This is a genomic window from Agromyces sp. Leaf222, from assembly GCF_001421565.1.
In the GTDB taxonomy this organism is placed as follows: Bacteria; Actinomycetota; Actinomycetes; order Actinomycetales; family Microbacteriaceae; genus Agromyces.
In genome coordinates, this window is sequence record NZ_LMKQ01000001.1 from 545,555 (window position 1) to 565,244 (window position 19,690).

General features: G+C 71.2%; 19 protein-coding genes. 7 read left to right on the plus strand and 12 right to left on the minus strand.

Translation table 11 applies throughout. The features are described from left to right. Window positions 1-17: 17 nt before the first annotated feature. Together ASE68_RS02380 and ASE68_RS02385 are read right to left on the minus strand one after the other, a co-directional pair. Window positions 18-758, minus strand: coding sequence for a glutamine amidotransferase (locus ASE68_RS02380; RefSeq protein WP_055854818.1), 741 nt, complete (start codon window positions 756-758; stop codon window positions 18-20). Further along, on the minus strand, window positions 755-1,717 hold the full coding sequence (locus ASE68_RS02385; protein WP_055854821.1) for a cation diffusion facilitator family transporter: 963 nt from the start codon (window positions 1,715-1,717) through the stop codon (window positions 755-757). Before ASE68_RS02385 ends, ASE68_RS02380 begins: the two co-directional genes overlap by 4 nt. A 23-nt stretch (window positions 1,718-1,740) precedes the next feature. Here ASE68_RS02385 and proC point away from each other — a divergent pair, with 23 nt between their 5' ends. Together proC and ASE68_RS02395 are read left to right on the plus strand one after the other, a co-directional pair. Continuing rightward, on the plus strand, window positions 1,741-2,592 hold the full coding sequence (proC, locus tag ASE68_RS02390; RefSeq protein ID WP_055854825.1) for a pyrroline-5-carboxylate reductase: 852 nt from the start codon (window positions 1,741-1,743) through the stop codon (window positions 2,590-2,592). Window positions 2,593-2,621: 29 nt separating this feature from the next. Next, window positions 2,622-3,986, plus strand: a complete 1,365-nt coding sequence (locus ASE68_RS02395) for a beta-N-acetylhexosaminidase (RefSeq protein ID WP_157421499.1) — start codon at window positions 2,622-2,624, stop codon at window positions 3,984-3,986. A gap of 32 nt (window positions 3,987-4,018) precedes the next feature. Here ASE68_RS02395 and ASE68_RS02400 read toward each other — a convergent pair whose 3' ends face one another. Continuing rightward, window positions 4,019-4,693, minus strand: a complete 675-nt coding sequence (locus ASE68_RS02400; RefSeq protein WP_055854832.1) for a flavin reductase family protein — start codon at window positions 4,691-4,693, stop codon at window positions 4,019-4,021. A 246-nt stretch (window positions 4,694-4,939) separates the two neighbouring features. On the opposite strand from ASE68_RS02400, the gene ASE68_RS02405 reads away from it, so the two are divergent. Both ASE68_RS02405 and ASE68_RS02410 read left to right on the plus strand, forming a co-directional pair. Beyond that, window positions 4,940-5,329 (plus strand): YciI family protein, encoded by a 390-nt coding sequence (locus ASE68_RS02405; protein ID WP_055854835.1) that lies wholly within the window; start codon window positions 4,940-4,942, stop codon window positions 5,327-5,329. Then, window positions 5,326-6,633 carry a DUF6596 domain-containing protein gene (locus tag ASE68_RS02410; protein WP_235480741.1) on the plus strand — a complete coding sequence of 436 codons (1,308 nt, stop codon included), beginning with the start codon at window positions 5,326-5,328 and terminating at the stop codon, window positions 6,631-6,633. The genes ASE68_RS02405 and ASE68_RS02410 overlap by 4 nt, the downstream gene beginning before the upstream one ends. A 93-nt stretch (window positions 6,634-6,726) precedes the next feature. On the opposite strand, the gene rlmC is transcribed toward ASE68_RS02410, so the two are convergent. After that, window positions 6,727-7,860 (minus strand): 23S rRNA (uracil(747)-C(5))-methyltransferase RlmC, encoded by a 1,134-nt coding sequence (gene rlmC / locus ASE68_RS02415; protein ID WP_055854838.1) that lies wholly within the window; start codon window positions 7,858-7,860, stop codon window positions 6,727-6,729. Between the two features lie 33 nt (window positions 7,861-7,893). Here rlmC and ASE68_RS02420 point away from each other — a divergent pair, with 33 nt between their 5' ends. After that, entirely contained in the window at window positions 7,894-8,472 is a 579-nt protein-coding gene (locus ASE68_RS02420) for a DUF402 domain-containing protein (RefSeq protein ID WP_162238235.1), read from the plus strand. Between the two features lie 55 nt (window positions 8,473-8,527). Here ASE68_RS02420 and ASE68_RS02425 read toward each other — a convergent pair whose 3' ends face one another. The 6 genes from ASE68_RS02425 to ASE68_RS20055 are packed head-to-tail and all read right to left on the minus strand — an operon-like array spanning window position 8,528 to window position 16,337. Continuing rightward, on the minus strand, window positions 8,528-9,259 hold the full coding sequence (locus ASE68_RS02425; protein WP_055854844.1) for a response regulator transcription factor: 732 nt from the start codon (window positions 9,257-9,259) through the stop codon (window positions 8,528-8,530). Beyond that, window positions 9,256-11,763, minus strand: coding sequence for a DUF4118 domain-containing protein (locus ASE68_RS02430; protein WP_055854847.1), 2,508 nt, complete (start codon window positions 11,761-11,763; stop codon window positions 9,256-9,258). The genes ASE68_RS02425 and ASE68_RS02430 overlap by 4 nt, the downstream gene beginning before the upstream one ends. A gap of 5 nt (window positions 11,764-11,768) precedes the next feature. Continuing rightward, window positions 11,769-12,377, minus strand: a complete 609-nt coding sequence (gene kdpC / locus ASE68_RS02435; RefSeq protein WP_055854850.1) for a potassium-transporting ATPase subunit KdpC — start codon at window positions 12,375-12,377, stop codon at window positions 11,769-11,771. Between the two features lie 26 nt (window positions 12,378-12,403). Beyond that, entirely contained in the window at window positions 12,404-14,521 is a 2,118-nt protein-coding gene (kdpB, locus tag ASE68_RS02440) for a potassium-transporting ATPase subunit KdpB (protein ID WP_157421678.1), read from the minus strand. 53 nt (window positions 14,522-14,574) lie between these two features. After that, on the minus strand, window positions 14,575-16,248 hold the full coding sequence (gene kdpA, locus ASE68_RS02445; protein ID WP_055854856.1) for a potassium-transporting ATPase subunit KdpA: 1,674 nt from the start codon (window positions 16,246-16,248) through the stop codon (window positions 14,575-14,577). After that, the gene (locus tag ASE68_RS20055) at window positions 16,248-16,337 is read right to left on the minus strand and encodes a potassium-transporting ATPase subunit F (RefSeq protein WP_055854859.1); all 90 of its coding nucleotides are present in this window, start codon (window positions 16,335-16,337) and stop codon (window positions 16,248-16,250) included. Before ASE68_RS20055 ends, kdpA begins: the two co-directional genes overlap by 1 nt. A 311-nt stretch (window positions 16,338-16,648) precedes the next feature. Here ASE68_RS20055 and ASE68_RS02455 point away from each other — a divergent pair, with 311 nt between their 5' ends. Then, complete coding sequence (locus tag ASE68_RS02455) at window positions 16,649-17,044, plus strand: hypothetical protein (protein ID WP_157421500.1); 396 nt, start codon at window positions 16,649-16,651, stop codon at window positions 17,042-17,044. A gap of 18 nt (window positions 17,045-17,062) precedes the next feature. Here the strand turns inward: ASE68_RS02455 and ASE68_RS02460 are convergent, their stop codons facing one another. Both ASE68_RS02460 and ASE68_RS02465 read right to left on the minus strand, forming a co-directional pair. Further along, window positions 17,063-17,731 carry a TrkA family potassium uptake protein gene (locus ASE68_RS02460; protein WP_055854866.1) on the minus strand — a complete coding sequence of 223 codons (669 nt, stop codon included), beginning with the start codon at window positions 17,729-17,731 and terminating at the stop codon, window positions 17,063-17,065. Then, entirely contained in the window at window positions 17,724-19,169 is a 1,446-nt protein-coding gene (locus ASE68_RS02465) for a TrkH family potassium uptake protein (RefSeq protein WP_200921651.1), read from the minus strand. Before ASE68_RS02465 ends, ASE68_RS02460 begins: the two co-directional genes overlap by 8 nt. 73 nt (window positions 19,170-19,242) lie before the next feature. Here ASE68_RS02465 and ASE68_RS02470 point away from each other — a divergent pair, with 73 nt between their 5' ends. After that, window positions 19,243-19,683 (plus strand): helix-turn-helix transcriptional regulator, encoded by a 441-nt coding sequence (locus tag ASE68_RS02470; RefSeq protein WP_055854872.1) that lies wholly within the window; start codon window positions 19,243-19,245, stop codon window positions 19,681-19,683. Window positions 19,684-19,690 lie beyond the last annotated feature (7 nt).

Below are 19,690 nucleotides of genomic sequence, written 5' to 3' on the forward strand. Positions count from 1 at the left end.
GGATGCGTGCGCGCGGGTCAGGCGGCGGCCTCGGCGCGCGACTCGATGCCGTCGAGGTAGTCGCCGAGCAGGGCTGCGGATGCCGCCTCCGCGCGAGGTCCGAGGTGCGCGCGCTCCGCACGCAGCTGTGCGCTGGTGAGCCCGTACGCGGGCAGCTCGTCGCCCCAAGCCGTGAGCCAGTCCTCGTGGATGCGGGCCGTGACCTCGGGGTGGAACTGCACAGCGAGCAGCCACTCGCCCCGGCGGAACGCCTGGTTCGCGTACTGGTCGCTGGAGGCGAGCCGCTCGACGCCCTCTGGCAGGTCGAACGTGTCGCCGTGCCACTGCACGGCCGGCACGCCGGCGAAGTGTCGAACGGGGGAATCGGAACCAGCCGCGGTCGGCGTGACCTCGAGCCAGCCGACCTCCTTGCGCTCGCCGGGGTAGACGTTCGCGCCGAGCGCCGCGGCGAGCATCTGCGCGCCGAGGCAGACGCCGAAGATCGGCGCCTCGGCCTCGATGCGCGTGCGCAGCAGCCGGAGCTCGTCGGCGAGGTAGGGGTAGCGGTCGGTCTCGTAGGCGCCCTCTTCACCGCCGAGCACGACGACGAGGTCGGCGGCCAGCGGATCGAGCGCCGCGACATCCGTCACCGGCGCGTCGATCGTGACGACCTCGTAGCCGTGCGCCTCGAGCGTGGGCCCCAGGTTGCCGAGGCCGATGGCGGAGTCGTGCCGCAGCACGAGGGCGGTGCGTCGGGCGGATGCCGCGGCATCCGTCATTCGAGGCCCTTGATGACGATGGCGTCGGTGGGCGGGGCGACCAGGTTGGGGTCGACCCAGACGTCGGGTTCGATGTAGATGACCCTGGCCGCGGGAACGGCCGTGCGGATGCGCTGCTCGATGACGTTCGTCGCGGCCGCGACCTCGAGCAGCGACTGGTCGGACGCGAAGCCGAGCTTGGCAGCGACGAGCAGCTCGTCGGGGCCGAGGTAGAGGGTCTTCATGTGGATGATGCGCTCGATCTCGGGGCCGGCGGTGATGGCCTGCTCGATCTTGGCGACGTCGTCGTCGGTCGCGCCCTCGCCGACGAGGAGGGACTTCGTCTCGATGCCGAGCACGACGGCCACGACCACGAGGAGCGTGCCGATGAGGAGCGTGCCGATCGCGTCGAACGTCGGGTTGCCGGTGATCACGGTGAGCCCGACGGCGGCGAAGGCGAAGACGAGGCCGATCAGGGCCGCGACGTCTTCGAGGAGCACGACGGGCAGCTCGGGCGCCTTCGCCCGGCGCACGAACTGGACCCAGCTCTGGCGACCGCGCACGTGGTTCGACTCCTTGACCGCGGTGCGCAGCGAGATGGATTCGAGCACGATCGCGATCGTGAGCACCAGCATCGGCAGCCAGGCGTTCTCGAGTTCGTGCGGGTGCGTCAGCTTGTCGATGCCCTCGTAGATCGAGAAGACGCCGCCGACCGAGAAGAGGATGATCGAGACGACGAAGGCATAGACGTAGCGCTCGCGGCCGTAGCCGAACGGGTGCTCCTTGTCGGCTGCCTTCTGCGCCTTGCGCCCGCCGAGCATGAGCAGCAACTGGTTGCCGGAGTCCGCGACCGAGTGGATGCCCTCGGCGAGCATCGATGCCGATCCGGAGAAGAACCATGCGATGAACTTGGTGATGGCGATGCCGAGGTTCGCGAGGAATGCCGCGACGATCGCCTTGCTGCCGCCTGATGCGCTCATGGCCCAATCCTAGGATGGGATGCATGCCTGATCGATCGCCCGTGACGCTGCCCACGATCGCCTTCCTCGGCGCCGGATCCATGGCCAAGGCCGTCCTGCACGGGCTGCTGCAGCCGGGCATCGAGATCGACGGCGGCATCCGCGCCACGAACCGGTCCGCGGCCAACGCGGCCGAGCTCGCGGAGCTCGACGGGGTCACGGCGTACGCCACCGAGACGGATGCCGCGGCCAACCGCACGGCCGTCGCCGGGGCGAAGCTCGTGGTCGTCGCCGTGAAGCCCGCCATGGTGCCCGACCTGCTGCGCGAGATCGCCGATGCGCTCGAGCCCGACGCGGTCGTCGTGTCGGTCGCCGCGGGCGTCACCGTCGCCACCTTCGAGTCGCTGCTGCCGTCGACGGTCGCCGTGATCCGCTCGATGCCGAACACGCCGGCCCTCGTCGGCCGGGCGGTCACCGGGGTCGCCGCGGGCACGCGCTCGAGCGACGACGACCTCGCGCTCGCCGTGACCCTCTTCGAGACCGTCGGCGACGTGATCGTCGTGCCAGAGGAGCAGATCGACGCGCTCTCGACGATCTCGGGCTCCGGCCCCGCCTACGTCTTCTACCTGATCGAGCAGCTCACCGCAGCCGCGGTCGGCAAGGGCTTCACGCCCGAGCAGGCGGCGCTCATGGTGCAGGGCACGTTCCGCGGCGCGAGCGAGCTGCTCGCGGCATCCGACGTCGACCCGACCGAGCTGCGTCGACGCGTCACGAGCCCCAAGGGCACGACCGAGCGGGCCGTCGCCGTGCTCGAGGGCGCCGGGCTCGAGCGCCTCTTCGACGAGGCGACGGATGCCGCGCTCGCTCGCGCCCGCGAGCTGGCGGCCGGGGCGTGAGCGACTCGTCCTCGTCTTCGTCTTCGTCGGTGCCGGTACCGGTCGCGGTCGCGCTCGCGCCGCTCGACTTCAGCGGCGAGCCGCGGTTCGCCTGGCGAGGGGTGATGCTCGACGTCGCACGGCACTTCCGGCCGCTGCCCGACCTGCTCCGCTTCGTCGACCTTCTCGCTGCGCACGGGCTCAACGTGCTGCAGCTGCACCTCACCGACGACCAGGGCTGGCGCTTCGAGGTGCGGGCGTATCCGCGGCTCGCCGAGGTCGGCGGACGCCGTTCGGAGTCCCAGCTCGGTCACGGCCCCGACTCGACGCTCGACGGCGTGCCGCATGAGGGCTCGTACACGCAGCACGACCTGCGCGAGCTCGTCGCGTATGCGGCCGCCCGCGGCATCCGGGTGGTGCCGGAGGTCGACGTGCCGGGGCACGCGAAGGCCGTCCTCGCCGCGTATCCCGAGTTCGGCGTCGGCGACGTCGAGGCCGTGCGGGCGCGCAACCTCGAGCCGTGGACGCGGTACGGCATCAACGACGAGGTGCTGAACGTCGAAGAGTCCACGCTCGCCTTCGTGTTCGAGGTCTTCGACGAGCTGTGCGACGTGTTCGACTCCGACGTTGTCGGGTTCGGCGGCGACGAGGTGCGCAAGCAGCGCTGGGCCGACGACCAGCGCACGCAGGAGCTCATGGCCGAGCGCGGGGTCGCCACCGAGGAGGAGCTCCAGGCGTGGTTCCTCGCGCAGGTCGCCGGGCACCTCGCCGCTCGCGGCCGACGGGTCATCGGGTGGGACGAGATGCTCGAGGGCTCGGGCGGTGGCGTCGGCGCCGGCGCTGGTGCCGGCGGTGCGGATGCCGCGGCATCCGTTCTTCCCGCCGATGCCGTCGTCGCGTCGTGGCGCGGGCCCGTCGGTGCCGAGCTCGGCGCGCGCCTCGGCCACGACGTGGTGCTCTGCCCCGACCTCTGGACCTACTTCGACTACCGGCAGTCGGATGCCGCGGACGAGCCGATCCCGGTCGGCACCGTGCTCTCGCTCGCCGACGTCGCGACGTTCGACCCCGTGCCCGCCGATGCGCCGACCACCCTGCGCGAGCGGGTCGTCGGCGTGCAGGCGAACGTCTGGACCGAGCACCTCGACAGCCGTGAGCGGCTCGACTACGCCGTGTTCCCGCGGCTCGGGGCCTTCGCCGAGGTGGCCTGGAACGGCGGCCCGCTCGACCGGGCCTCGTTCGAGGCCCGCCTGCCGGCCTACCTCGCGTGGCTCGACGAGCAGGGCGTCGACGCCCGCCCGCTCGACGGCCCCCGCCCAGACCAGCAGCGGCCCGGCGTGCCCGGCGCGCCCCGCGACCGGGCGTCGCGCATCGCCGAGCTCGAGGAGCTGACCGCGACCCTGCGCCGTTCCAGCTGACCCGCTTCCGACGTCACGGGCAGTGAGAGTGGTCAGCCTCGGTACCACTCCTCGTCGATCGCCGACAGCCTCGACGGCATCGCCTCGGCGCCGAGGCCGAAGAAGCGCTGGAAGCTCATCATGAGCGGACGCCAGCGACGGGGGTCGACGCGATTCGGGTGCCCCGACATCCGCAGCCGCTCGAGCACGTGCACCCTCGTGACCTCGATCTCGAAGGCGATGACGTCGGCGCTGCCGGGGTCGGTCACGCCGTCGAGCGGATGCATCGCCCGCACGCGGCCCTCGACGTGCACCGGGAACTCGGCGATCCGGGGCGGGGCGACGGTCTCGGATGCGAGCCGGTGCACGCCCGCCGCGCGGAACTTGTCGCGCACGTGCCGATAGCCGGCCGATGCCTTGCGCGCCGAGACCGGATCGCGACCCGTCGTGAGGGCCAGTCGATCGACCGCGTCGACCTCCGACACGGAGGGGAGGTTGATGACGAGCTCGCCGGTGGCGAGGAGGTTGCGGCCGGTCTGGCTCCTGGCCGCGACGCCGACCATCGCCGTCTGGCCGAGCCACCACACCGACGAGTTCGGCGCCAGGTTCGGATGCCCGTCCGCGTCGACGGTCGACAGCAGTGCGACCGGCGTGCCGAAGTAGAGGATCGCCGGTGAGATCGCGACGTGGCGTCGCGCGGATGGAACGAGGGTGCTGACGTCGCCCACGGGGTCCGCCTTCCTGGGTCGGGGTTCCAGCGTCGCGCCTCGGCGCCTCGGCGGCTCGCGGGTTCCGGACCTCGCGTTCCGATCGCCGTCGCCGCCCGCCGCGCCGTTCCGGCCGGGCCCGGCGATCGATCCGTCTCGAAGCGGTGGGTATTTCGTGCCGGATGTCGATTTTCGGAGGGTCTTCTCGTCACCATGGTGTGACGGACCTCGTCACGGACTGCAAGGGCGTAGACCCAAGGAGAGATCATGACCGACACCTACCTGTACCTGATCCACGAACCGGACTGGGATTCCGATGCGTTCCTCGGCGGCGGCACGGGCGTGCCCGGCGGAGAGCCCCACAACAACTTCGCGGAGCACCGCGTGTTCCAGGAGGCCGTCGAACGCCTCGGCGCCCGCATCGTCGGGGCCTCCGCCCTGCAGAACGCACGGCACGGCGGCCGCGTGACGCCCGGCGCGGGCGACCGCGTCGAGACGGACGCGGTCTACTCCGACGGGCCGTACCCCGACACGAGCGAGGTCGTGTCCGGGTACTACGTCGTCGAGACCGACGACGAGTCGCTCGCCCGTCGCATCGCCGCGCTCGTGCCGACCGGCGGCCACATCGAGTGGCGCAAGGTGTTCCCGATCTCGTGACCGATCCGATCGCCGACCTGGGTGAGGACTTCGTCGAAGCCTGGCCGCGGATCGTGCGCGCGTTGGCGGCCTTCACCGGCAGCCTCGACGATGCGCAGGAGTACGCGGCCGAGGCGATCGCACGAGCCGTCGCCCAGGCCGGCGGCGACGGGCGCCCGCTCGGGTCGCTCGCCGCGTGGTGCACCGCCGTCGGCAAGCGGGCGTGGATCGACGACCGGCGGCGTGCGGCCGTCGAGCAGCGGCACGTGCAGAGCCTGGCTGGCGACCTCGCGGGCGCGCTGCGGCAGGGCGTCGCCGACCCGGATGCCTCGTCCGTGACATCCGCTCGCGATCGGCCCGTCGCGGACGCCCTCGACGACCGGGTCGCGCTGCTGTTCGTGGCGTGCGACCCGGCGCTCACCGAGCAGGCGAGGCTCGTGCTCGCGCTGCGGGTGGTGTGCGGGCTCGACGTGCCGCGCATCGCGGCGCACCTCGGCATCCAGCCGTCTGCTGCAGCAGCCCGTCTCACGAGGGCGAAGCGCGCGCTCGCCGAGGCCCGCGGGCGCTTCCACGTGCCGGAGGCGCCCGAGCGCCGCGTGCGGCTGCCCGTCGTGCTCGCGAGCGTGGCCGGCATGTTCACCGTCGCGCACCGCGACGTGCTCGACCCCCGGAGCCCGCTCGACGACCTCGGCCGCCAGGCGCTCTCGATCGCCGACGCGCTCGTCGCCGAGTACCCCGACGACCCCGAGGTGCGCGGGCTCCGCGCCGTGGTGCGACTCGGTCTTGCCCGGCGCCCCGGCCGCCTCGACGCCGACGGCGCCGCGCTGCCGCTCGACGAGGTCGACCGGAGCCGATGGGACCGGCGGCTCGTTGAGGCCGGCCTCGACGACGCGGCGGCTGCGGCCGACCGCGGCGACGGGCGGTTCGTGCTCGAGGCCGCGATCGCCGGCCTGCACACCTCGGCACCGAGCTTCGCCGAGACCGACTGGAACCGCGTCGTCGCTTTCTACGGCGCGCTCGAGCGCGTCTGGGGCTCGCCGTCGGTCACGGCCGGACGCCTCGCCGCCGAGCTGCACCGCAGCCTGCTCGCGCCGGAGTCGGGGGAGCGCACGGCGGCGCTGCGCGGCATCCAGGTCGACCTGCAGGCGCTCGCCGACGGCTCCGCACCGTATGCGGCCCTCGACGCGAGCCTCGCACTCGCGGACCTCGCCTGGCGCACCGGACGACGCGAACAGGCGGCCGCGGAGTACGCGCGCCTCGCGGGCGTCGTGTCGACCGAGCCCGTTCGCCGGTTCTGCCTCGGGCGCGCGGGCGCCGCGCACTGACTGCGGGCTGCGGGGCTGTCGGGCTGTCAGGCGCGTGGTCTCGAGACGCTCCTGCGTCGCTCCTCGACCGACGAGGGGGTCGCTCCTGCGTCGCTACGCGACCGTCGCGCGTTCGAGCAGCACCATCACCTCGAAGTGCGTCGTCTGCGGGAACATGTCGAACACCCGCCCGCGCACCGGCCGCAGCGACGGCATCGCCTCGAGGTCTCGGGCCAGTGACGCGGCGTTGCAGCTCGAGTAGAGCACGTGGCGCACGTCGGATGCCTCGAGCCACCCGCTGAGCTCGCGACCGATGCCGCGGCGCGGCGGGTTCACGATCACGAGGTCGGGGGCCGCCTCGGCGCCGAGGGCGAAGGCCGTCGCGTCACCGGATTCGAACCGCACGCGTGAGAGCGCGGCATCCGTTCGGCTGAGCTCGGCGCTCGCGACCGCCTCGACGCTGGTCTCGATGCCGGTGACGGATGCCGCGGCATCCGCGATGTGCAGCGCGAAGCCGCCCACGCCGGAGTAGAGGTCCCACGCCGAGTCGGGCGCGAGCGCGCGCACCCAGTCGCGGGCCTCGACGTAGAGCGCCTCGGCGATCTCGGTGTTCGTCTGGAAGAAGCTCTGGGGGCGCAGGTGCATCGTCACGTCGCCGAGGCGCATCGGCAGGGTCGAGGCCTCGGTGAAGACGATCTCGTGCTCGCCCTCGAGCACTGCCTTGTGCTCGGGCAGCACGTTCGCCGTGACCACTCGCGCGTTGGGCAGCTCGGCGAGGAGCCACGGCAGGTGCTTGCGGATGCGGCCGACCGGCTCGGTCGAACGCACGACGAAGCGGATCATGAGCTCGCCGTCGGGCGACTCGGTGAGGATCAGGTGCTTCAGCTCGCCGGTGCGGCTCGGCACGTCGTAGGGCGTGAGGCCGGCGCGCGTGATGAACGCGGCGATCACGGGGAACGCCGCCCGGTGACCCGGCGAGCAGATGCCGCAGGCCTCGAGGTCGATGCCGTGGCCGTCGGCGTCGAGGATGCCGATCGTCGGGGCCGCCGTCGTGCCGCCGATCACCATCTTCGCCTTGTTGCGGTAGCCGTCTTCGCGGCTGCCGACGGGCGTCAGCCAGTCGAGGCCGTCGTGGGCGGCGAGCAGCTGCTCTGCATGCCGCTGCTTGCCCGCGAGCTGCGACGGGTACGGCTGCCCCATGAGCGAGCACGAGAGGCAGCGCCCGGCGTCGAAGTAGGAGCAGTCCACGGGTTCCAGCGTAGGCGCGGATACGGTGGTCGGGTGAGCGCCCCCGAAGACCGTCCAACCGCCTCCGCACCCCCGAGCGTGCCCGGTGAGCCCGTGCGGGTCCGCGCGACGAAGTGGCTCGGGCAGCCGCACTGGGAGTTCGACGGCATCCGGCTCGGCGCCGACGCCCACGGCGACTGGGTCGGGTTCCCATCGGGCACGCGATTCGCGCGGCCCGGGAACGCGTTCGTCGCGACCTGGGATTCGGTGTCGCTCTTCCCTCGCGCGGGCTGGGCGGCCGCGTTCAACGCGGACCATCCGCGCGGGCTCGGCATCTACGTCGACCTCGCGACCGTTCCCGAATGGCGAGCGGATGCCTCGGGCGCGACGGTCTCGTACGTCGACCTCGATCTCGACGTCGTCGAACGAGCGGGGGCGCCGGCGTTCATCGACGACGAGGACGAGTTCGCCGAGCACGCGGAGGCCTTCGGCTACCCGGCCGACCTGGTGGCGCGGGTTCGTGCCGACGCCGATGCCGTGCTGCGCGCCGTGCAGCGGCGCGAGCCGCCGTTCGACGGGCCGACCGCCGCGGGGTGGCTCGCGCGGTTGGCGGAGCGGTCGCCGGTCGAGTAGGCGCCCCGGCGCCGTATCGAGACCTGACGCGAGGTCTCGATACGCTCCTTCGTCGCTACTCGACCGGCGGAGCGGTTCGTCGCTCCTCGACCAGCTGCGCACCGGGCTCGAAGCGGTACCCCATGCCGGGCTCGGTGAGGAACAGCCGGGGCTCCGACGGCGTCGGCTCGAGCTTGCGGCGCAGCTGGGCGACGTAGAGACGCAGGTATCCCGAGTCGTTCGCGTGGAACGGCCCCCAGACCTCGCTGAGCAGCATCTGCCGCGTGAGGAGCTTTCCGGGGTTCTTGAGGAACAGCTCGAGCAGGCGCCACTCGGTGGGCGTCAGGCGAACGGATGTCTCCCGCCCCGCGGCATCCGTCGACCTGATCGTCTTCGCCGCGAGATCGACGGTGAGCGGGCCGACCGAGTACTCGGCGGCATCGGTCTCGCCGGTCGTCGACCTGGCACGGGCGCGGATGCGGGCGAGGAGCTCGTCCATCGCGAAGGGCTTCGTGACGTAGTCGTCGGCACCGGCGTCGAGTGCTTCGACCTTCTCGGCTGAGTCGGTGCGGCCCGAGAGCACGAGGATCGGCACCTTCGACCACGCGCGAACCGCCCGGATCACGTCGAGGCCGTCGACCCGAGGCATGCCGAGATCGAGCAGGATCAGGTCGGGATGCGCGTTCGCCGCCAGGTCGATCGCCTCGGCGCCGTCGTGCGCGGCGACGACCTCGTAGCCGCGCGCGACGAGCGTGATGCGCAGGGCCCGCTGCAGCTGGGCGTCGTCGTCGGCGAGGAGGATCCTCATCGCAGCTCCTCGGGGGTCGTGGCGGACGGCGGGGTGGCGGACGGCAGGGTGACGACCATCGTCAGGCCGCCGCCCGGGGTGTCCTCGACCTCCAGTCTGCCGTCCATGCCCTCGACGAATCCCTTCGAGAGCGCGAGGCCCAGGCCGAGGCCGGTGTCGTTGTCGGTGTCGCCGAGGCGCTGGAACGGCGTGAACACCTCGTGGCGGCGCTCGACGGGGATGCCGGGGCCGCGGTCGACGACGCGCAGCTCGGTGCGGCCCTGGAACGAGCTTGCGGCGAGGCGCACACGCTCGCCGTCGGGGCTGTGGCGCACGGCGTTCGCGAGCAGGTTCACCACCACGCGCTGCAGCAGCACGCCGTCGGCGAGCACCGGTTCGAGTTCGTCGGCGAGGTCGAGCTCGACCTCGCCCGGCCCGAGCGCGAGCTCGTCGAGCGCCGGGAAGACCACGTCGGCGATCTCGGTCGGAGCCAGCATCACCGCGAGCGCACCGGCCTGCACCCGGCTGACGTCGAGCAGGTTGGTGACGAGCTCGGCGAGCGCGTCGAGGCTCTCGGAGGCGGTCGCGAGCAGTTCGTCGCGCTCGGCGGCGGGCAGGTCGACCTCGTGGGACCGCAGGGCGCTGATCGCCGCGGACGCCGACGTGAGCGGACGCCGCAGGTCGTGGCCGACGGCGGCGAGCAGGGCCGAGCGCACGCGGTCGGTCTCGGCGAGGGCATCGGCCGCCGAGGCCGCGGTGGCGAGCGCGCCGTGCTCGATCGCGGCATCCATCTGGGTGGCGATGACCTGCAGCAGGCGACGTTCGGATGCCTGGAGGTCGTGGCCGTGCAGCTCGAGCACGCCGCGGGAGCCGATCGGGACCTCGGTCACGCGGTCGTTGCCGGTCGGCTCGCCGTCGGCGACCCTGGCCTCGCCGTCGACGAGTAGGCGCACCCCGGTCAGGCCGAACGCCTCGCGGGTGCGCGTGACCATCGCCTGCAGGGCGTCCTCCCCGCGGAGCACGCTGCCGGCGAGGGTCGCGAGCAGCTGCGACTCGGCCGCCGCGCGACGGGCGATGCGGGTGCGCCGCGCGGCCTGGTCGACGACGTAGCTCACGAGCAGGGCGTTGGCCACGTAGAACACCAGGGCGAGCAGCTGCCGCGGATCGCTGATCGTGAGCGTGTACGTCGGCTGCACGAACAGGAAATTGAGCGTGAGTCCCGAGAGCACGGCCGCGAAGAGGCCCGGCCAGATGCCGCCGATGAGGGCGACGACGATGACGAGCAGCTGGTAGGCCAGCACGTCGCTCGTGATCGACGCCTCGGTGTGGAAGGTCGCGAGCAGCCAGCTCAGCAGCGGGCCGGCGATGAGCGCCACGGCGAAGCCGGTGAGGAGGCGCATGCGGCTGAGCGCGCCGCCGAGCTTCGGAAGCGAGAACCCGGAGCCCGCCGCCGCATGGGTGACGATGTGCACGTCGATGTCGCCGGACTCGCGGATGACGGTCGCGCCGATGCCCGGCCCCGTGAACGCCGCGGCGAGTCTCGACCTGCGGCTGACGCCGAGGACGAGCTGGGTGGCGTTCGCCGCCCGCGCGAATTCGACGAGCGCCCGCGGCACGTCTTCGCCGACGACCTGGTGGAAGGTGCCGCCGAGCTGCTCGACGAGCGTGCGCTGGCGGTCGAGGGCTCCCGGATGCCGCGCCCGCATGCCGTCGGGGTTCGTCACGTGCACGGCGATGAGTTCGCCCCCGGAGGAGCGCGAGGCGATGCGTGCTCCTCGGCGCAGGAGGGTCTCGCCTTCGGGCCCGCCCGTGAGCGTGACGACGACGCGTTCGCGCGCCTCCCACTTGCGCTCGATGCCGTGCTCGACCCGGTAAGCCTTGAGCGCCGAGTCGACCTCGTCGGCGAGCCAGAGCAGCGCGAGCTCGCGCAGGGCGGTCAGGTTGCCCAGTCGGAAGTAGTTCGAGAGCGCGGCGTCGATGCGCTCGGCCGGGTAGACGAGTCCGCCCGCGAGCCGGTCGCGCAGGGCCTGCGGCGCGAGGTCGACGACCTCGATCTGGTCGGCCGCGCGCAGCACGGCGTCGGGGATCGTCTCGCGCTGGGCGACGCCCGTGATCTGCTGCACGACGTCGCCGAGCGACTCGATGTGCTGGGCGTTCACCGTCGAGATGACGTCGATGCCGGCGTCGAGCAGCTCGTCGACGTCCTGCCAGCGCTTGGCGTGGCGCGACCCCGGCGCGTTGGTGTGGGCGAGCTCGTCGACGAGGGCGATCTCGGGCCGGCGGGCGAGCACCGCATCGAGGTCCATCTCGTCGAGGCCCATGCCGCGATGCTCGACCGTGGTGCGCGGCAGCACCTCGAGGCCGCTCACCATCGACGCCGTGGCCTTGCGGCCGTGCGTCTCGACGAAGGCCACGACGACGTCGCGGCCCTCGCCCCTGAGTCGTCGACCCTCTTCGAGCATCGTGTAGGTCTTGCCGACGCCGGGGGCGGCGCCGAGCAGCACCCGAAGCCGCCCCCTCCGCATCGTGGCTACCCCTCCAGCTCGGCGAGGGCGAGGTTCAGCTGCAGCACGTTGACGGTGGGTTCGCCCAGGTACCCGAGATCCCGTGCCTGAATCCTAGACTCCACGAGCTCGCGCACCTCGGATTCGGGGAGCCCGCGCTCGCCGGCGACCCGCGCGACCTGCAGCAGCGCGTACTCGGGGCTGATGTGCGGGTCGAGGCCCGACGCCGAGGCCGTGACGGCGTCGGCCGGGACATCCGACTCGGCGACGCCGTTGAACTCGGCGACCTGCGTCTTGCGCTCCTCGATCGCGGCGATGAGGTCGGCGTTCTCCGGGCCCCAGTTGCTGCCGCTCGAGGCGCCGCCGTCGTAGCCCTCGCCGGCGGCCGACGGCCGAGGCTGGAACCACTCCGGAAGCGGGTTGCCGTCGGCATCCGTGAACGACTGCCCGATCAGGGCGGAGCCGACGACCTGCTCGCCCGACCGGACGAGGGAGCCGTTCGCCTGGGCGGGCAGCACGAGCTGCCCGATGCCGGTGACGACGAGCGTGTAGGCGATGCCGAGCACCGCGGTGAAGACGAGCATCGCGCGAACCGCCACCCAGTGGGTGCGGACCGTGGTGCGAGTGGAGCTCATGGTGTCGTTTCCTTTCGCACCCGGGCCTAGAACCCGGGGATGAGGCTGATGACGAGGTCGATCAGCTTGATGCCGATGAAGGGGGCGATGATGCCGCCGAGGCCGTAGATGAGCAGGTTGCGGCTGAGGATCGCTGATGCGCCGCCGGCCTTGTACTTCACGCCGCGGAGCGCGAGCGGGATCAGGATCACGATGATGATCGCGTTGAAGATGATCGCCGACAGGATCGCCGAGGCGGGGGAGTGGAGCTGCATGACGTTCAGCACCGCGAGCCCGGGGAAGACGCCCGCGAACATCGCCGGGATGATCGCGAAGTACTTCGCGACGTCGTTGGCGATCGAGAACGTGGTGAGCGCGCCGCGCGTGATGAGCAACTGCTTGCCGATGCGCACGATCTCGATGAGCTTCGTCGGGTCGCTGTCGAGGTCGACCATGTTGCCGGCCTCCTTCGCGGCCGACGTGCCCGTGTTCATCGCGACGCCGACATCGGCCTGCGCGAGCGCCGGAGCGTCGTTCGTGCCGTCGCCGGTCATGGCGACGAGGTTGCCGCCCGCCTGCTCGCGCTTGATGAGCGCCATCTTGTCTTCAGGGGTGGCCTCGGCGAGGTAGTCATCGACGCCGGCCTCAGCCGCGATGGCCTTCGCGGTGAGCGGGTTGTCGCCCGTGATCATGACGGTGCGGATGCCCATGGCCCGCAGCTCGGCGAAGCGCTCGGTCAGCCCGTCCTTCACGACGTCCTTCAGGTGCACGACGCCGAGCAGGCGCGCCTCGCCGTTCGCGTCCTTCGCCGCGACGACGAGCGGGGTGCCGCCGCTGTTCGAGATCGCCGCGACGCGCTGCTCGAGCTCGTCGCGGGTGCTCGATGCGATGGTGCCGGATGCCTCGACCCAGGCGATGACCGCCGAGCCTGCGCCCTTGCGGATGCTCGAGCCGTCGGGCCGGTCGAGGCCCGACATGCGGGTCTGGGCCGTGAACGGGACGACCTCGCCGGTGGGGGCGGTGTCGAAGCGCACGCCTCGTTCGGCCGCCAGGTCGACGATCGAGGCTCCCTCGGGGGTGGGGTCGGCGAGCGACGAGAGGGCCGCTGCACGCTCGAGCTCGACGGCGTCGACGCCCGGCATCGGCACGAACTCGCTCGCGCGGCGGTTGCCGTACGTGATGGTGCCGGTCTTGTCGAGGAGCAGCGTCGTGACGTCGCCCGCCGCCTCGACGGCGCGGCCCGACATCGCGAGCACGTTGCGCTGCACGAGGCGATCCATGCCGGCGATGCCGATCGCCGAGAGCAGGGCGCCGATCGTCGTCGGGATGAGGCAGACGAGGAGCGCGATCAGCACCGGGATCGAGACCGGCGTCGCCGCGTACGAGGCGATCGGGTTCAGCGTGAGGGTGACCACCACGAAGACGATCGAGAGGCTCGCGAGCAGGATGTTCAGCGCGATCTCATTCGGGGTCTTCTGGCGCGAGGCGCCCTCGACGAGCGCGATCATGCGGTCGACGAAGGTCTCGCCCGGCTTCGAGGTGATGCGCACGACGATGCGGTCGGAGAGCACTCGGGTGCCGCCGGTGACCGCCGAGCGGTCGCCGCCCGACTCCCGGACGACCGGGGCGGACTCTCCGGTGATCGCCGATTCGTCCACCGAGGCAATGCCGTGGATGATGTCGCCGTCGCCCGGGATCGGCTCGCCCGCCGTCACGACGACGACGTCGCCGAGCCGGAGGTCGCCCGAGGAGACCTCGACGACCGCGGATCGCTCCGCCGCGGCATCCGCGACCTCGTCGTAGGCCGTGACGCGCCGGGCGACGGTCGAGGTGCGGGTCTGGCGCAGGGTGTCGGCCTGGGCCTTGCCGCGGCCCTCCGCCACCGACTCCGCGAGGTTCGCGAAGAGCACGGTGAGCCAGAGCCAGACGGCGATCGCCCAGGTGAAGGAGAGTGGCACGGCCGTGCCGCCCGACGACTCGGGCCCGCCGAGGAAGGGCTCGGCGATCGCGAGCACGGTCGTGAGCGCGGCGCCGACCTCGACGAGGAACATGACGGGGTTGTGCCACATCTGCCTCGGATCGAGCTTGCGGAACGCACCGGGCAGTGCCTGCGCGATCTGCACCGGTCCGAACGCGCTGGTGGAGCGTTTCGAAGGGGAACCCATCTGACGGGGCGTGTGCCCGGTCGCGGGGTGGTCGGTGATGGTGGACATGTGGATCAGTTCAACCCTTCAGCCAGGGGGCCCAGCGTGAGAACGGGGAAGTAGGTGAGCGCGGTCACGATGACCGTGACGCCCACGAGGAGGCCGACGAACTGCGGCCGGTAGGTGGGCAGTGTGCCCGCGGTGGCGGGCACCTTGTCCTGTGCGGCGAGGGAGCCCGCGAGCGCCAGCACGAGCACGATCGGCACGAATCGGCCGAGCAGCATCGCGACGCCGAGCGCCGTGTTGAGCCACGGCGTGTTCGCCGTGAGACCGGCGAACGCCGAACCGTTGTTGTTCGACGCGCTCGTGAACGCGTAGAGCACCTCGCTCATGCCGTGGATGCCGGGGTTCCAGATCGAGACCGACTCGACGTCCTCTCGGATGCCGGGGATCGCGAAGCTGAGGGCGGTGCCCACGAGCACGAGCGTCGGCGTGACGAGGATGTAGAGGCTCGCCAGCTTGATCTCGCGCGGCCCGATCTTCTTGCCGAGGTACTCGGGCGTGCGGCCGACCAGGAGGCCCGCGATGAACACGGCGATGACCGCGAGCACGAGCATGCCGTAGAGGCCCGAACCGACTCCGCCGGGGGCGACCTCGCCGAGCATCATGTTCAGCATCGGCATCATGCCGCCGAGGGCGGTGAACGAGTCGTGCATCGAGTTCACGGCGCCGGTCGACGTGAGCGTCGACGTGGTGCCGAAGAGCGCCGAACCGAAGATGCCGAAGCGCGCCTCCTTGCCCTCGAGTGCGCCACCGGCGAGCTCGGGTGCCGTGCCATTGCCACCGGCCTCGAGCGCACTCAGCGTGACGAGGGAGATGACGAAGAGCGTCGCCATGACCGCGAGGATCGCGTAGCCCTGCTTGTTGGAGCCGACCATCTTGCCGAAGGTGCGGGGCAGGGCGAACGGGATCGCGAGCATGAGCACGTTCTGGAAGAGGCTCGTCCACGCACTGGGGTTCTCGAACGGGTGGGCCGAATTCACGTTGAAGAAGCCGCCGCCGTTGGTGCCGAGTTCCTTGATGACCTCCTGCGAAGCCACCGGGCCACCCGGCAGGTTCTGCGTGTTGCCGGCGAGGGTCGTGATCTCGGTGAAGCCGTTGAAGTTCTGCACGACGCCGCCGATGATCAGCACGATCGCCCCGATGATCGAGAGCGGGAGCAGCAGGCGGAAGGCGCCTCGGAACAGGTCGACCCAGAAGTTGCCGATCGTGCCCGAGTTGCGACGGGCGAATCCACGCACGAGCGCCACGGCCACGGCGATGCCGACGGCCGCCGAGACGAAGTTCTGCACGGCGAGGCCGGCAAGCTGCACGGTGTACCCCATGGTGAGCTCGGGGGAGTACGACTGCCAGTTCGTGTTCGCCACGAAGGATGCCGCCGTGTTGAACGACAGCCCCTCCGGCACGGCCGGCAGACCGAGCGAGTACGGCAGCACCGCCTGCGCGCGCTGCAGCACGTAGACGAACAGCACGCCGACGACCGAGACCGCGAGCACGCCGCGCAGGTAGGCCGGCCACGACTGCTCCGAGCGCGGGTCGACGCCGATGAGGCGGTAGAGCCCGCGTTCGAAGCGCCAGTCGCGGTCGCTCGTGTAGATGCGCGCCATGTAGTCGCCGAGCGGGCGGTAGAGCAGCGCGAGGATCAGGGCGAGGGTGGCCGCCTGAACGACGGCGAGGACCACGGCCATCAGAACTGCTCGGGCTTCACGAGGGCGTACACGAGGTACACCACGGCGGCGACGCCCAACGCGGCGGCGAGGAGTTCGAAGAAGATCACAGCTTCTCCACTCCCCTGGCGATGAGGCCGACGAGGGCGAACACGGCGAGGATGCCGAGAAGGTAGACGACGTCGAGCACGAGGACTCCAGATTCGGAGGGGCGCGAGCCGCGGACGCGGCAGGCGGGCAGCGGATCAGCTGCACCCCTGAGACAACACCCGGGCGGATGCCCCGGCGCCGATCCTCACGGACCCCTAACGCCCCTGCGCGCGATCCGAATGCGCCGCTCACGGTGACTCTGGCCGGCATCCTCGGCGCGTCCGCCGCATCCGTCGGAATGCCGCTCTCGCAGCCCGGTAGCGTTCTCACCATGAGCGCGTGGGAGACGATCGGGGCGATCGCCGAGGTCATCGGATGGGTCGGCCTCGCCGTCGGCCTCGGATGCCTGCTGCTGGTGCTGCTCATCCGCATCGCCGACGGACGCTGGTTGCCGACCGAGGCGGTCATCGCCGACGAGACGGGCGGCAGCGTCGTGCGCTGGTTCGCCGAGGGCGAGTTCCACTCTCGCCGGCTGAGCGCCGACGAGCGGCACCACGTCGCGAACCCGCAGGAGGAGCCGGCGTTCTACCGCGAACGCGAGCCCGAGCACCTTCGGCTGCACGAACCGCCGGCGGGGCGCCGCGTGCTGCGGCTGCTCGGCCTCGTGTTCCTGGCGCTCGCCGTGGTCGCGGGCGTCATCGGCGTCATCGCGATGCTCGTCGCCTGACCGCCCGCGGCATCCGCCCTACTCGAGCGCGGCGAACTTCTCGATGTCGCCCTCGGTGCCCGAGACGATGATGAGGTCGTGGTTCGAGACCACGGTCTGCTCGGTCGCGTAGGTGAACGGCTTGCCCGGGCTCTTCACGCCCACCACGGTCACGCGGTGCTTCGAGCGCACGCCCGACTCGGTGAGGTTCTTGCCGCGGATCGGCTTCGGCGGGTACATCTTCACGAGGGCGAAGTCGTCGTCGAACTCGATGAAGTCGAGCATGCGGCCCGACACGAGATGCGCGGTGCGCTCGCCGGCCTCGCGCTCGGGGTAGATCACGTGGTTCGCGCCGATGCGCTCGAGGATCTTGCCGTGCGAGGCCGAGATCGCCTTCGACCAGATCTGCGGGATCTTCAGGTCGACGAGGTTCGCGGTGATGAGCACCGAGGCCTCGATCGACGAGCCGACGGCGCAGACCGCGATCGAGAAGTCCTGCGCGCCGATCTGGCGGAGGGCGTCGATCGACTTCGCGTCGGCGACCACGGCGTGCGTGACCCGCTCTGACCACTTCTGCACGAGGGCCTCGCTCTCGTCGACGGCGAGCACCTCGCGCCCGAGGCGATCGAGCTGGCCGGCGGTGGCGGCGCCGAACCGGCCGAGGCCGATCACGAGCACCGGGGCGTCGTGCTTGATGCGATCAACCAACGATGGGCCTCTCTTCGGGACGCTTGAACAGCTGCCGTCGCTGGCTCGCTGCGAGGGCCGCTGCGAGAGTCACTGTACCAACGCGGCCCATGAACATCGTGGCCGCCATGACGTAGACGCCCGACGGCGGCAGGTCGGCGGTGAGGCCGGTCGACAGGCCGCAGGTGGCGAACGCGGAGATGACGTCGAAGAGCACGTTCTCGAACGGCGCCTTCGTGATCTGCAGGATGATGATCGACGCCGCGGCGACGATCGTCGCGCCCCACAGCACGACGCTGACCGAGAGCCGAAGCATGTCGCGCGGGATGCGGCGGCCGAACGCCTCCATCGAGGGCGCGCCGCGGGCCTCTGCGACCGCGGCGAGGAACAGCACGGCGAGCGTGGTGACCTTGATGCCGCCGGCCGTCGAAGCCGAGCCGCCGCCGATGAACATGAGCATGCTGCTGACGAGCTGGCTCGAGCCGTAGAGGTCGTGCATGTTGACGGTCGCGAACCCGCCCGACCTCGTCATCGCCGACATGAAGAACGACTGGAAGACCGTCGCGCCGGCGTCGAGCTGTCCGTACGTGCGGGGGTTCGCGTGCTCGAGGAGCACGAACATGCCGGCGCCGAGCACGAAGAGGATCATGGTCGTGGTGAGCGTCAGCTTCACGTGCAGGCTCCACCGGCGGGGCATGCGCCAGTAGCGGGCCAGGGCGAAGATCACCGGGAATCCGAGGCTGCCGAGGAACACGCCGGCCATGAGCAGCGTCTGCATCCAGTAGTCGTGCTCGAAGGGCGCGAGGCCGCCGGGGTTCGGGTTGAACCCGGTGTTCGTGAACGCCATGGCCGAGTAGTAGAAGCTGTACCAGACCGAGTGGAACGCGTCGTATCCCGCGGCGAGCATGCTGGGGATCATGGCGATCGCGATGGTCACCTCGATGACCAGCGCGCTGATCGCGACGGTCACGAGCAGCCCGCCGACCTCGCCGAGCTTCACCGCCTGACGTTCGGAGACGGGACCGACGTGGATGCGCGACGGATTCGAGTCGCTCGCCGCCATGAGCTTCGAGCGCAGGCCCAGGCGGCGCGAGATCACGAGGCCGAGGATCGACGCGAGCGTGAGCACCCCGACACCGCCGATGTTGACGCCGATGAAGACCAGCAGGTTGCCGAACGGCGACCAGTACGTGGCCATGTCGACCGTCGCGAGGCCGGTCACGCAGATCACCGACACGGCCGTGAAGAGCGCATCGTGCAGCGGCGCGCCGGATCCCTCGCCCGCGCGCGCGATCGGCAGTGAGAAGAGCAGGGTGAAGATGAGGATCAGGCCCGCGAAGATCACGATCGCGAACCGGGAGGGGGAGCTCTTGACGAAGGCGTCGACCGCGTCACGCAGGCGCCCCAGCCATGACCGTTGGTCGAACCGACCGCCGCGGCCCATCGGCTGAACGCGCATCGACCCCCCTCAGTGCCGTCGTCGGAATGCGTGAGTCATGGTACTCCCCGCCCGGAATGACTAGCCTTGCAGCATGGCGGACATCTTCGACGTGGTGGCAGATGCGACCCGACGCGACATCCTTGCGGTCCTGCTCGAGCGCGAGACGACCGCACCCGAGTCGAACGGCGAGATCAGCGTCTCCGAGATCGTCGCCTCGCTCGGGCTCAGCCAGCCGACGGTCTCGAAGCACCTCAAGGTGCTGCGCGAAGCCGGCCTCGTGAGCGTGCGCGAAGAGGGCCAGCACCGCTACTACCGCCTCGACCGCGGTCCGCTCGAAACGCTCGAGGACTGGCTGATCCCCTTCGTGTCATCGGATGCCGCGGCCGACGCCGCGACGCTCGCGGGCGCCGAGGCCTTCGACTCCGAAGACCTCCGGGCCGAGCAGCTCGCGTTCGCCTCGCGCCTCGGCAAGGCGTTCGCCGAGACGGCGCACCAGGTCAGCGCGGTCGTCTCGCCGAACAAGCGCAAGTAGCGCCGAC

Coding starts and splice junctions, on each gene's coding strand:
- ASE68_RS02455 (WP_157421500.1), top strand. CDS start 16,649: ATGAGCGCGTGGGAGACGATCGGGGCGATCGCCGAGGTCATCGGATGG.
- kdpC (WP_055854850.1), bottom strand. CDS start 12,377: ATGAGCTCCACTCGCACCACGGTCCGCACCCACTGGGTGGCGGTTCGC.
- ASE68_RS02405 (WP_055854835.1), top strand. CDS start 4,940: ATGACCGACACCTACCTGTACCTGATCCACGAACCGGACTGGGATTCC.
- ASE68_RS02430 (WP_055854847.1), bottom strand. CDS start 11,763: ATGCGGAGGGGGCGGCTTCGGGTGCTGCTCGGCGCCGCCCCCGGCGTC.
- kdpA (WP_055854856.1), bottom strand. CDS start 16,248: ATGGCCGTGGTCCTCGCCGTCGTTCAGGCGGCCACCCTCGCCCTGATC.
- proC (WP_055854825.1), top strand. CDS start 1,741: ATGCCTGATCGATCGCCCGTGACGCTGCCCACGATCGCCTTCCTCGGC.
- ASE68_RS02380 (WP_055854818.1), bottom strand. CDS start 758: ATGACGGATGCCGCGGCATCCGCCCGACGCACCGCCCTCGTGCTGCGG.
- ASE68_RS02470 (WP_055854872.1), top strand. CDS start 19,243: ATGGCGGACATCTTCGACGTGGTGGCAGATGCGACCCGACGCGACATC.
- ASE68_RS02465 (WP_200921651.1), bottom strand. CDS start 19,169: ATGCGCGTTCAGCCGATGGGCCGCGGCGGTCGGTTCGACCAACGGTCA.
- ASE68_RS02425 (WP_055854844.1), bottom strand. CDS start 9,259: ATGAGGATCCTCCTCGCCGACGACGACGCCCAGCTGCAGCGGGCCCTG.
- ASE68_RS02385 (WP_055854821.1), bottom strand. CDS start 1,717: ATGAGCGCATCAGGCGGCAGCAAGGCGATCGTCGCGGCATTCCTCGCG.
- kdpB (WP_157421678.1), bottom strand. CDS start 14,521: ATGGGTTCCCCTTCGAAACGCTCCACCAGCGCGTTCGGACCGGTGCAG.